The organism is Kangiella profundi (assembly GCF_002838765.1).
GTDB classification, from domain to species: domain Bacteria; phylum Pseudomonadota; class Gammaproteobacteria; order Enterobacterales; family Kangiellaceae; genus Kangiella; species Kangiella profundi.
In genome coordinates this window covers 1,157,314-1,169,389 of record NZ_CP025120.1, presented here as the reverse complement: position 1 = coordinate 1,169,389, position 12,076 = coordinate 1,157,314, and the positions used below count along the sequence as shown (strand labels likewise).

Annotated in this window: 9 protein-coding genes; 3 read left to right on the top strand and 6 right to left on the bottom strand. The window is 43.2% G+C overall.

Annotation, left to right across the window (positions count from 1 at the left end; genetic code table 11):
• Nucleotides 1-38: 38 nt before the first annotated feature.
• On the bottom strand, nt 39-428 hold the full coding sequence (locus CW740_RS05505) for a hypothetical protein (RefSeq protein ID WP_106646588.1): 390 nt from the start codon (nt 426-428) through the stop codon (nt 39-41).
• A 483-nt stretch (nt 429-911) separates the two neighbouring features.
• Between CW740_RS05505 and ansA the strand changes: the two genes are divergently transcribed.
• The gene (gene ansA, locus CW740_RS05495) at nt 912-1,931 is read left to right on the top strand and encodes an asparaginase (protein WP_106646586.1); all 1,020 of its coding nucleotides are present in this window, start codon (nt 912-914) and stop codon (nt 1,929-1,931) included.
• A 410-nt stretch (nt 1,932-2,341) separates the two neighbouring features.
• Here the strand turns inward: ansA and CW740_RS05490 are convergent, their stop codons facing one another.
• From CW740_RS05490 to CW740_RS05480, 3 genes are all read right to left on the bottom strand, one after another.
• Nucleotides 2,342-3,601 carry a bifunctional lysine ketoglutarate reductase /saccharopine dehydrogenase family protein gene (locus tag CW740_RS05490; protein ID WP_106646585.1) on the bottom strand — a complete coding sequence of 420 codons (1,260 nt, stop codon included), beginning with the start codon at nt 3,599-3,601 and terminating at the stop codon, nt 2,342-2,344.
• Nucleotides 3,602-3,681: 80 nt separating this feature from the next.
• Entirely contained in the window at nt 3,682-4,026 is a 345-nt protein-coding gene (locus CW740_RS05485; protein WP_227523902.1) for a YeaC family protein, read from the bottom strand.
• Between the two features lie 100 nt (nt 4,027-4,126).
• Nucleotides 4,127-4,927, bottom strand: coding sequence for an ion transporter (locus CW740_RS05480; RefSeq protein ID WP_106646583.1), 801 nt, complete (start codon nt 4,925-4,927; stop codon nt 4,127-4,129).
• Nucleotides 4,928-5,208: 281 nt separating this feature from the next.
• On the opposite strand from CW740_RS05480, the gene CW740_RS05475 reads away from it, so the two are divergent.
• On the top strand, nt 5,209-6,426 hold the full coding sequence (locus tag CW740_RS05475; RefSeq protein WP_106646582.1) for an HD-GYP domain-containing protein: 1,218 nt from the start codon (nt 5,209-5,211) through the stop codon (nt 6,424-6,426).
• A 158-nt stretch (nt 6,427-6,584) separates the two neighbouring features.
• Entirely contained in the window at nt 6,585-8,456 is a 1,872-nt protein-coding gene (locus CW740_RS05470; protein WP_106646581.1) for a cation:proton antiporter, read from the top strand.
• Between the two features lie 79 nt (nt 8,457-8,535).
• On the opposite strand, the gene CW740_RS05465 is transcribed toward CW740_RS05470, so the two are convergent.
• Both CW740_RS05465 and CW740_RS05460 read right to left on the bottom strand, forming a co-directional pair.
• Nucleotides 8,536-10,551, bottom strand: a complete 2,016-nt coding sequence (locus tag CW740_RS05465; RefSeq protein WP_227523901.1) for a diguanylate cyclase — start codon at nt 10,549-10,551, stop codon at nt 8,536-8,538.
• Nucleotides 10,552-10,649: 98 nt separating this feature from the next.
• Nucleotides 10,650-11,978 carry a hypothetical protein gene (locus tag CW740_RS05460; RefSeq protein ID WP_106646579.1) on the bottom strand — a complete coding sequence of 443 codons (1,329 nt, stop codon included), beginning with the start codon at nt 11,976-11,978 and terminating at the stop codon, nt 10,650-10,652.
• Nucleotides 11,979-12,076: the final 98 nt, after the last annotated feature.

Below are 12,076 nucleotides of genomic sequence, written 5' to 3'. Positions count from 1 at the left end.
CTAGTAAACTCGTGAGCTGCAAATTCAGCAATCTTTTGTTAAATACCATAAAGCTTTATAATTCCTAAGAAAATGAGTAAAAAGCCTATAAATGCAAAAAAATCTGCTAGGAAAGAATGCCGCCAACCAGCAAACCATGCATTTATATTACCTTCGATATTAGAGTCTCGATACCTGTAATATGCTAGTTTCGCTCCAATTCCAAAACAGAGTATTCCAGCAATTAAAATTGTAATAGGCACAGCAAAAGCCTTTGTTGAATCCACGAACATGGCACCAAAAGAAATAAGAAAAGGTACAGAGCTAATTGCTAACATGACATCAGGCCATGTTTTGAGTTCAAGTGATTTCAGCGGATTGTCCACGTAGTACCTCCCTTTAATTTTATCATATACATAGTTCATATTTTTAAGATCTTCAATATCCATCAAGCTCACCCAATGAATAATCTATTTCACCAAATTAACTTTTGATCTGTTACTTTCGACCACTGCTGTAAATCTCTTAAGACTCGTGATTTTACTACGAGATTATCGTTTTTATTTAACTCATCAATAAACACAAGAAAACCCACTGAATAATCCCCCGAGTGCTCCACTGGTAACGTCAAGTCCAATAAAGAACTTTCGTAATGAAGTACTCCACTTATATTGTTCTTCATACTTATTGTTATTTTGTAGCTCATTGAATATGTTTTTTAGCAATAAATTAAAAAGCCATATTAATAAACTTTTCTAATAACGCAACAAAAATGTCAGAAAGCTTTACAATTCAATTGTGGTGATAAATTTGGGGTTTTAAGAAATATAAAGGGAACTTCAACACGGCTTCTTTCTCCCCCTAATAAAAGTTATACTTCTGCCAACTTGTTGAATATTCGAAACTATCGAGTCTTAATGTCCGAGCAACCGATGAAAAAGAAAAAAGTCTATATCGCTTACACAGGCGGTACGATTGGCATGAAGCCGAGTGATAAGGGTTTTGTGCCACAGGAGGGTTTTCTGGAGAATACTCTGGCGAGCTTTCATGAGTTTAAGCATCCGGATATGCCGGAGATTACGATTCGTGATTACGCGGAGCCGATTGACTCGGCGAATATGACGCCTGAGGATTGGTATCTGATTGCGCAGGATATTCAGGACAATTACGACGATTATGATGGTTTTGTGGTGTTGCATGGTACCGATACCATGGCGTACACGGCGTCGGCTTTGTCGTTTATGTTGGAAGGTTTGCAGAAGCCGGTGATTCTGACTGGGTCGCAGATCCCATTGACGCAGCTGCGTACCGATGCGCGCGATAATCTGATTAATGCGGTGTATCTGGCGGCCAACCACCCTATTCCGGAAGTCTGCTTGTTCTTCCACGATCATTTGCATCGCGGCAACCGTTGCAGCAAAACGGATGCGGATGGCTTCGCAGCTTTTACCTCACCGAATATGCCGCCATTAGCCAGCATCGGAAGCACCATCAAGGTTCGCGAACATTTGGTGTTTAAGCAGCATCGGACGGAATTGAATGTCCAGAAATTCAGCTCACCTAAGATTGCCATCCTCACTCTCTTCCCGGGAATTTCAGCGGATCTGGTTAAAGGCTTTTTAAGTCAGCCATTGGATGGAGTTGTGTTGCAGTCTTATGGTTCTGGCAATGCGCCGATTAAGAACGAAGCATTGATGGAAGCGATTCGCGAAGCCTGCGCCAGTGGCCAGGTCATTGTTAACTGCACCCAGTGTTTGAAAGGCAGCGTTAATATGGCGACTTATGAGACCGGCAATCTGTTGATGGATGCGGGGGTGATTTCAGGCTATGACATGACCACCGAAGCAGCGCTGGCAAAGTTGTATTATTTGTTTAGCCGCGGCATGGATAGGCAGAGTATTCGCGAGAAGATGATGACCAATTTACGGGGTGAATTGACGGTTCCTGAGTGATTGGAATCGTTTTTGGTAGGGGCAGGCCTGTGTGCCTGCCCGCAACGCTAGAGTACTTTGCAAACGATTACTCAGTCCATGGCTAAAGTTTTCGCCACTCGGCGAGACCCTTTTCTTTGCTTGTCCAAAGAAAAGGGACCAAAAGAAACGACACCCCGTGATTGAGGTTTCGCTTTGCTCAACTCCCTTCGTATCCACCAAGCCACTTAACGCACCGTAAAATACGTTCCATCCTTGGCCCGAATTTTACTATTCAAAACGTCCTGTTTTGAATTGCTATGCCTTGTCTACTACTCAGCTCAATCAAAGGGGGAATTGGAGCAAGTCGGAAGTGTAAGCAGTTACCTGAGATTAAGACCGATACATTAAGGGCGGGCACATTGGCCCGCCCCTACCCAAACTTTTACGGATTAGGACAAATACTCTTTCAAGTATTCGTAGTTCGGCGTTAACTGACCTTTATAGACGATGACGGCATCGGCGAGGTCTTTTGGCAAGCCGCACTCAGCAAAAGGTTTGCTCAAATCCATTGTCATGATCTGTGGTGCGTAGGTGGTTAACGCTTTGGAGAAGTCGTTTGAAGCATCGATAGGCAACTCGCAGGGCAAGTTGTCGATGGACATGACGGTGACGCCTTCCCAGCTGATACCGTCCTGGCTTTCGTCTGTATCAACATTATAAGTGAATGCTGGGTTGTCGATGTCGGAAGCTTTGGTGGTACATTCTAGACTACCGTTGATGTCGCAGCTGATGTCGCCGATCACTAATGGCAACTGGGCTTTGTGTTGCTGCATACGTTCTTTGGTCAGGTGCTTAGGATACATCTCTTCCCAGTATGGGGTTTGCAGCAGAATGTTGAATTTGCCAAGCACTTTATCGAAGGTGCTTTCGTAGAGCTCAATGCCCTTTTCTACAAATTCAGTCATGCTGAAATCACCACCGTCTTTACGACGATTGATATGGCGGCTACTAAGTACAGCATAGAAGCTGCCTTGCGGTAAGTTGCCCGCTAAGAAGTCTTTGGCGCTGACTTTTGGCAAGCCTAACCATTCGCAGACTTCAATCGAACCTTTACCTACTTTACCTGTACCCACGACTAGCGCACGTATTGGTTCGCCCTGTGATAAATCAAAGCCTTCAAGCGTTTGCTTCAAGTTTTCAACGGTTCCATAGTTGTAAGTCATTTTTAGTTCGGACAAAGGAGTCGATAGTCCTTTTTGAGCCAACTTCTCACCAAGAATTGAGAAGCTATCTACTGCGCCAGCAATACCAGCATAACGACCAAAAGCAATGGTTCTTTGACCAGTGGCCGGATCAACGATGGGTTCATAATCTAAAAGCGTTGCTTCTTCATCCAAAAACTTCTGTAACAAAGGCATGTTGTATTCCTGGCCTTTGATGGTGTGCGAGAACGCTAGGTGGACTTGTCCATGTTTGATCGAGTCAACTGGAGGCTCTTTGATGCCTAAAACAAATTCTGCCTGATCTGGGGTTGAAGGATAAATAGCGCCGGCGGCTTGGTATTCTTGGTCTGGAAAGATGCGGATATCGCAGGGTTCTAATTCAATGGAGAGGCCTTTTTCGGTCAGTGTCTTCACTGCTTTTGGCGTTAAAGGGGCTCGTTTCTCCCACTTATTCTTATGTTCTTTTCGAATAATCGTTTTTAGCATAACTACCCTATTTTGCTGAAATTTTGAAATGTATATACTGACGACGGAGTAAGACTGCCTAACCCAGGTGAATGTCCAAACTAATCGTCAGTTTTATCAGTGTTATCGGTGATGGTTTTGGAGTCGATTGTTTTCAAATCAATCGTATGACCCTGCTGGCGCAGTCGGTCATTCGAAGATAGCCCTTCAAAATCACTACGCATCTTTTTACCGGTCTGGATTTCGCCTGTGGCTGAAATGGTAAAAGGCTCATCACTGGCGTTATGGCGTGCATTGTAGAGCATAATCGCCTGCATGCAGTTTTCGCGTTGTGCTTCTGAAACGGCACTGCCATCAGGCCACTTGCCTGTTTCGACGGCTTCAGTAAAACGCTCTATGATGTCAGGCGTTAATGAATCTACCAGTTGGCTGTAATCAATTGACACGACAAAAGTCTCCACAACAAATGTTGTCCGAAACAAAATTGGGCGCAATTATCCTCGATTTTGTTATGAGTTGCCAGTATCAAAAAGTATCAACACTAAGCTATTGTTTTTCGTGCATTTCCTTTTCGATTTCCTGCAGCTGCTTACGTATGAGCACTATATTGTTCAAAATATGAGCTTCCGTCTTTTGGCTGCGTTCCATGGCCTTCTTCTGCTCTTTAACTTCATCAAGGTTGTTAAGCACCAGGGCAATAAACAGGTTAATGATAATGAAGGTGCCAATGACGATGAAGCTGACATAGAACATCCAGGCCCAGGTGTGATTAGCTAAATCAAGGTACATGACCTGAGTCCAGCCCTCGAGAGTCACGATTCGGAACAGGGTCAACATGGATGTGCCCAGATCACCCCAGAATTGCGGGTTCGTCTCATGGAACAGATTAAATCCAGCGACAGCATAGATATAGAAAAGAACTAGCATCAGCACCACCACATGGAACATGGAAGGGATGGTTTTAATCAGAGTGGTGACTATCAGACGCAGCTCAGGAAGAACCGAAATTAAACGGGCTACACGCAAAAGACGAAGCAAGCGGCCAATTACTGCAAATTGACCAGTCATTGGAATTAATGCAACAACCACGATTGAAAAATCAAAAACATTCCAGCCGTCTCTAAAGTATTTTTTTAGATCAGGAGCGCATGCGTAGAGCTTGAGTACTACCTCTATAACGAAAATGCTTAGAATTACCGCATGTGCAGTTTCTATCCAGCTGACATGAGTTTGAGAAAGCGTTCTACTGGTTTCTAGTCCGATTAGAATGCCGCTTAAAACAATTACGGAAATAATAAAGCGTTCGAACCATTTGTTGTGTACTAAAGCAATTACCCTTGCGTGCATAGTATTATGTCTTTTTCTTGGAATCATGACTGACAGGCGAAATTACCAGCAAACCAGTAATCAGGCAACGACTAAAATGTAACCTTTGTTAATCAGCAGATTATTTGATGAAACCAAGAAAACTATTAGGCTTAACTTATTGATAACAAAAAACTATCAGCCTATATAACTGTCAGTCTTTTATACAAAATTTATAGATCTTTTGTATAAATGTGATAGAGTTAACCAATTGCGAACCATTTGGTTCACGTTTGGGGCTAGACTCGTATCACAGGGCAACTATGTCACTTAAGGTAAAAATTCCTGCTGACTCATTACAGCTAGGCATGTATGTCGTTGAACTCGACAGGCCTTGGCTTGATGTGCCTTTGATGTTCCAGAAGTTCATGATCAAACGAGAAGTCGAGCTCAAAACACTCAAAGAATACTGCAAATACGTTTATATCGAAGTCGACGAGCAATTCTGGTCCTTACAGAAAGACAAGCTCAAAGCCAAAGCGAAGACTGCCCCTCTTCCTGAAAATACCCCATTACATCACGAGTTGAAGCGTGCTCACGGCACATACGAAGCAGCGCGCGAAGAAGCCATTAATTTATTTGAGCTTGCAAAAATGGGAATGTCACTGGATATAGCCCATACCCGTCGTGTCATTCAGAGCTGCATGATCAGCATCATGTCCAATGCCAATGCTTTATTCTGGCTAACTCGCATCAAGGACAAAAGCCAATTTACCGCAGAACATAGTGTTCGAGTTGCTATCCTTGCCATTGCGCTGGGTAAATACCTTAAGCTAGATGAAGAGCAACTAGAATTACTGGGGCTGTGCGGCATGTTACATGACCTTGGTAAAACCCAGATTCCTGAAGAGATTGTCGATAAGCCCTGTCAGCTGACTGAAGTTGAAATGCGTGTTATGCAAAAGCACACCATTCTTGGCTATGAGCTGGTCAATTCTGATCACACGATTAACCGGACAGTTAAAGACGTTATTAAAAACCATCATGCTCATATTGATGGCACTGGTTACCCCAAATTACCTGCTGAACAAATCAGTTTTTATTGCCGAATCATCAGTATTGTCGATGCATACGACTCTATGACTAGCGACACTTGTTATAACCGCAGTCTTTCTGCTCGTGATGCTTTGAAAGAACTCTTTAATCAGCGAAACAAACAGTTTGATGGTGAGCTTGTTGAAGCTTTCATCAGAATGCTGGGCATTTACCCTCCTGGAACCTTAGTTGAAATGAGCAATGGCGAAGTGGGCATTGTGATCTCGACTCACCCAGAGAAAAAATTAAAACCTAAAGTTGAATTGGTCCGTGATAGCGAAGGAAAGCTGCGCAAATCACTGATCATTGACTTAAGCAAGTCTCCTGCTGATAAATCAGGTATGCGCTATTCTATCAAGCGCCCGTTAGCCGATGGCGCCATGGGTTTTGACATGAGAAGTTATATCCAGCAAACACACCATATTCAATCGAATAGTCAGCGTTAATTCTTAACGACCTATTTCTCCACATAATATTGACGTTCGCCCCAATACACTCCCCTGCTTTGCAAATTGACGGCTAAGCGCTTGATTTATAAATCTCAGCGCAAGACAATGAGCCTTCATAACAATAACTCTTGTAACGGAACGCAACGGGAATTTTCATGACTCCAGATTTAGCATTAACCTTATCCGCGGTTTTAGCCATCGGAATCGGCGCCCAGTGGCTGGCCTGGTATTTAAAGCAGCCCTCAATTCTCTTCCTGTTGCTGATAGGCATTATTATTGGCCCAGTGCTTGGATGGTTTAATCCAGATCAGGCTTTGGGTGACTTACTGTTCCCTTTTATTTCACTCGGTGTGGCGGTCATCCTTTTTGAAGGATCTCTGACACTCGAATTTCATGAAGTCAAAAGTCATGGGCGTGTGGTACAGATGCTGGTTTCCGTTGGTGTTCTGATAACCATTGCCATTGCTGGCGCAGCGGCCTACTTCCTTTTTGATATGCACCCGCTGATAGCCTTACTATTCGGTGCTTTAGTATGCGTGACCGGCCCTACTGTTATTATTCCCATTCTGAGGAATCTACGCGCTAATAAAAACATCAGCAACGTTCTACGTTGGGAAGGCATCATTATTGACCCTATCGGTGCTATCGCTGTGGTACTCGTTTATGAATACATCATCTCCGGCGGTTCAGGCGAGAATGCCCTGTTGCTATTCGGTAAGATTTTATTAATTGGTGCAATGTTAGGCTTGGCGGGGGCAACAGTTTTAGCAACCCTTCTCAAAAAGCATTGGGTCCCTGAGTATTTACGCAATATTTTTACTCTAGCTTTCGTGCTTCTAGTGTTCTCCGTTTCGAATCACATAGAACATGAATCAGGACTGTTAACCGTCACTATTTTAGGTGTCGCTCTGGCTAACTGGCCAAAGTTTCCCAAAGATGACATTCTCGATTTCAAAGAATCATTATCTATTCTTCTTATATCAGTATTATTTATCGTACTTGCAGCGAGACTGGATTTGGCGAGCGTGGAGCAGATTGGCTACACCAGTTTAATACTGCTGGCAATCATCATGTTTGTGGCCCGCCCGCTCGGAGTCTGGGTCTCTAGCATGGGATCAAAGCTAAAAACCAATGAGAAGTTGATGATCAGCTGGATTGGCCCTCGCGGTATTGTTGCGGCCGCAATCTCATCATTATTTGCTATTCGCCTGGAAGAATTTGGGCTGGCAGGAACAGAATACCTGGTGCCTTTGGTATTCATCATTATTATCGGTACCGTACTGACCCAAAGTCTTACAGCGGCTTTCGTTGGCAACTTATTAGGTGTTCGAGAACCATCAAATAATGGCGTATTAATCATTGGCAGCAACCCGGTCGCTTTAACCGTTGCCAAGGCACTAAAAGAACACAATGTTGATGTTTTGATGGCTCATAACAATTACAGCAATATTGCCAAGGCCCGCATGGAAGGTATTCGAGTCTATTTTGGAAACCCTATATCTGAGCATGCAGATAGAAACTTAGACCTGATCGGCTTTGGCCACGTTTTCGCCATGAGCATGGATCAGGAACTCAACAGTCTTAGCGAACTCAACTTCAGGCATACATTTGGCAAACAAAATATCTATCGTTTACGCTCTGCTAAAGATAAGAATAAAAATGATCGACAGGAGAAAGATGAGTACTATCAGTCGCCGTGGTTGTTTAGTGAATCGGTTACCTATGGACAGTTGGCCAGTATGATTGCCAAAAATGCGAAAATTAAGGTGACCAATATCACCGAGAATTACAATTTTGAACAGTATCAAAATGATAATCCAAATTATGTCGCGCTATTTATGATTGATAGGAATGACACTATGAAGGTTTTTTCTTCCGAAACTGAAGGTAAAAATATTAAGGAAGGCACAAAAATCATTTCAATTGTCATGGACTCAGAAGATCCCAAAGGCGAGCGTCCTACTCCATCTGGCGCACAAAAAGAGCAGTTCCAGAAACTGGCTCAGAAAGAAAAAGGGATGAGTTAAATTTTATACCAGAAACAATAACTCAAGGTGTTGTCTTAAAATATCTAACCAGCAAGACAACACCTCTAATTACAAATGATTAATTATTTAGTGAAGATATGACCTTAATGCTTTTGTCTTCGATGGATTCTGCAAAGGGATGGGATAAAATGTTTTTTAGACAGTTTCTATCCGGGATGGACTGTATACACACCCAGCAGTCTCTCTGCTGATGCTTTCCATAATAGAGCGCTTGATCCGCCAACAGCACCAACTTATTCCACGAAATATCTTGCTCCGTATTCTCTAAACAAGGATACACCACAGAGCCAATTGTTGCGGTCAGCTCAATAGATTGTTCACTGTCTATTTTGTATTTTTCACCACTTATAGCTTGTCGCAGACGTTGGGCTAAAACATGTTGTCCATCGGTATTTTCCAACCTAGCTACCAGCAGGAACTCTTCCCCACCCCAGCGAACGAACAAATCCGTTTCTCGAATAGTTTGGCTAATCCTGTTAGTGAACTCTACCAACACATTATCGCCTACTTCATGGCCATAGGTGTCATTGATACGCTTAAAATGATCGATGTCCAATAAGTATATCCCTAAGGCATCCTTACCACCTCTGGCTTGTGATCGTTTGATAAAACTTATTTCTCTACTAATGTTCTGCTCAAGGAATCGTCTATTTTTCAATCCAGTCAAAACATCCATAACGCTAAGTTCTTCGAATTGTTCGGCTAATCTTCGCTTTTGCCGTAAACGAATAACGGTAATCAGAACCAGCAACAGCAAGATTAAAACGGCAGCAATCATAAAACGAATTTGCCCTTCACGTTGCTCTTGTTGAGCTGTTTTTAAAGCGATTTCCTTTTCCAATAACTCATTGCGTAAACGCGATTCTTGCTGCTGTCTATGTAGCTCTGCAGTTGAGGCTACTGATGTTGAACTTTGCTTAAGTTGACTTTCCAGTTTGTCCTCAAAAAGCTTATAAAACTGCTCCATGCCTGAATAACGAACTGCATCGTCATCCAAGTTGGAAATCCGCTTATAAACATCGATCTTAACTTCAAGTGGAACGTTATCATGTAGCGGAAGGCATACATCAAAATCGACGGGCTCGCCTAGCTTGTACTTCACCAAGGTTCTGTAGCAATAGAGGTAAGAAAATTCAGTATTGTTAATATCAGGCTCATCATAAGAGCGAGCTAAGTAGCTCTGGGCTTCTTGTTTACGTCCAAGTTCTACTGCTGACAAAGCAGAAAACAGCAAGGAAGACATGCGAAGATGAGGGATAGAAGTTTTGGAGTTATTTACAATATTGAACCAATGCAGTGCTTTTTCATAATCATAAACATGGAGAGCATAAGCCACTCCAATATTAAACTGCGGAATGATAATACTACCTGGAATATCTCCTGTTCTTCCCTCTTCCTTTAGTTTTTCTTTTATCCGCTCAATTGAATTTTTGAGCAGTTCAATGCCTTTATGAACATACTCCATGTCTCCATGAATAATGTACAGAGTAGCCGTATTCACCATGGCGTCATTCAATGCATAAAACTCTAAATGCTCTCCCATGGATAAAGCTTCTTCATAACTTTTAAAGGCAAGCTCGATATCACCATGACTCGATTGATACCAGCCCATGGAATTCAGGGTTTGTGCAACCATCTCCTTGCTATCTGCTTCAATGGCATCCTGATAGAGCTTCAATAGTTTATCCAATCGATCATCATAACTGATATCGCTCACCTGGATGCAGGCAAAACGATAACGAAGATCAAATGATAATGGAGGATTTGATTGACAGAGGTCCTGCGCCTCAGTGTTACGATAATTAAAAAAATGTTCGAAAGCTAACGCTCTCTGATAGTTATAGTTATGGACGGGAGATGAAGCCTGGTCGATTTGAGTATTAAGCCAATCCAGACGGGCTTCAGGTGATAATTGATCGTAGAATTCGGGAAAAGGTTCAAGTTGCTGAAGGTCTTCAAGAGTTATTTGCTCTTCTTCAGCTTCTGCTGCAGATGCATTTTGTGTAGCGACAGAGGTCCACCCCAGAACCATCATAGCAAGCACCATACGAAGACATCTTAAGATCATCGTCATAAATTATATTTATCCCCATGGCCTAACTTGATTGTAGCAAGCTGATGGGAATTGTCTATTTTTGATACGACTTAATTGTATGAAGTTTGAATAATTACTTAATACCCGTCTAAGAACAAGACACGTTGAACGCCGCGAACTGTCCAAGGCCCTTTGCCACCGCCAGCAAGTGGCATCAGGCGATAGCGTTTTTCACCGCTTGGCTTAGTTTCAGTATTAAGAATATGGGCAATTTGATTAGCCAGTTTGCTGGCAGCTATTTGAGTTTTCCAAGAACGATAACCGTTTGGCCATTGCAGTGTGTATTGGCGTGGACGTGTGCCACCCCAGCCAGGTACGGTTCCAATGTTTTGAAAGCGACCGCCAAGTTCAGTGACACCTGCCTCAGCAAGCAGAAAATCGAGTCGCGAAATCACAGAGCTGGCAACCCGACTGTTCCAGCTTATGAGTGGCAAACGACCCTGCTCACCTTCTAAATGAGCAGTACATAATGCCGCCAGATATGTCCAGCCACTATTCATTTTTGCCGTAGCATTTTCATCTGCGTCGATTGCCGCTTTAATTACTTTCTTTACGTTATCAACAGTCACATCTTTTTGTGGCGTGCCGCTGACATTAAACAATTCGGTTGCGGTTTTAACGGCCATGTCACGCCACTCATCATCCCAATCATTACCGCGCTCCAAGGTCTTTGCCAATTCATTAGCACGGTAATATAAAGGGTCAACGGCAGCATAATGAAGCGCGTAGCCAATGCGTGGTTTAGGCCAGAAGAATGCAAGCAGTCGGTCATGCCATCCGGCTACTGCTTCGCCGGTAGGCTTTTTAAGGTAATAAGCCTGATATGGTGCATCTTCAATCCAACGAACCAGCGCACGAATAAACTCTATATCATCGGCATTTTTTTCCGGTATGTAAGGCGGATAAGTATCTTCACCAATCAGTTCTATGCCCTGATCATCAAGCACCACCGGATCTGTCGATTTAACTTCAATATCCGCCTGAACTCGCGCCTCGGCATAGTTCATGTATGTATCTTGCTCCGCAAAGCTCATGCTGTCCCACAGCGATAAAGCATGGTCGCTTAGACAGGCTGCAGGCTCCTCGCTACCAGAGTCATAGCCGATGGTTGTCTGTTGTATAAATTCGATATGATCGCGCAGGAATGTATCGTCGACCTGAGCATTATTGCGGTAGGCCCAAGGCACCATCATGCGTGCCATTACTTCAAGGGTAAATCGTCTATCTTCGCGGATGAGATCACTTAGACTGCTATCACTCAGGCCTATCGGCATTTTGCCGTACTTCCAGGCATGTCGCTGCGCATCATGACTGGGTGAGAACCGCTTAAACCAAACTTTCCAGGCGGCAATAAAGAAGCCTGCACTGATTTCGAAGTCTTCGGCCTGTTTGAATATGACTCTCATACTATCCCTAAGTGATTACTTTTAATATCAAATAAGATAGCTGTATTAAAGCGCTTCTGCAAATGGAAAGCTTCAAACCTGAAGCCTGGTCAAAGACT

Bases quoted from the DNA above. Each gene is read 5' to 3' on its own strand.
- CW740_RS05480 (WP_106646583.1), bottom strand. From the start codon at position 4,927: ATGCACGCAAGGGTAATTGCTTTAGTACACAACAAATGGTTCGAACGC.
- ansA (WP_106646586.1), top strand. From the start codon at position 912: ATGAAAAAGAAAAAAGTCTATATCGCTTACACAGGCGGTACGATTGGC.
- CW740_RS05470 (WP_106646581.1), top strand. From the start codon at position 6,585: ATGACTCCAGATTTAGCATTAACCTTATCCGCGGTTTTAGCCATCGGA.
- CW740_RS05460 (WP_106646579.1), bottom strand. From the start codon at position 11,978: ATGAGAGTCATATTCAAACAGGCCGAAGACTTCGAAATCAGTGCAGGC.
- CW740_RS05465 (WP_227523901.1), bottom strand. From the start codon at position 10,551: ATGACGATGATCTTAAGATGTCTTCGTATGGTGCTTGCTATGATGGTT.
- CW740_RS05505 (WP_106646588.1), bottom strand. From the start codon at position 428: ATGGATATTGAAGATCTTAAAAATATGAACTATGTATATGATAAAATT.
- CW740_RS05490 (WP_106646585.1), bottom strand. From the start codon at position 3,601: ATGCTAAAAACGATTATTCGAAAAGAACATAAGAATAAGTGGGAGAAA.
- CW740_RS05475 (WP_106646582.1), top strand. From the start codon at position 5,209: ATGTCACTTAAGGTAAAAATTCCTGCTGACTCATTACAGCTAGGCATG.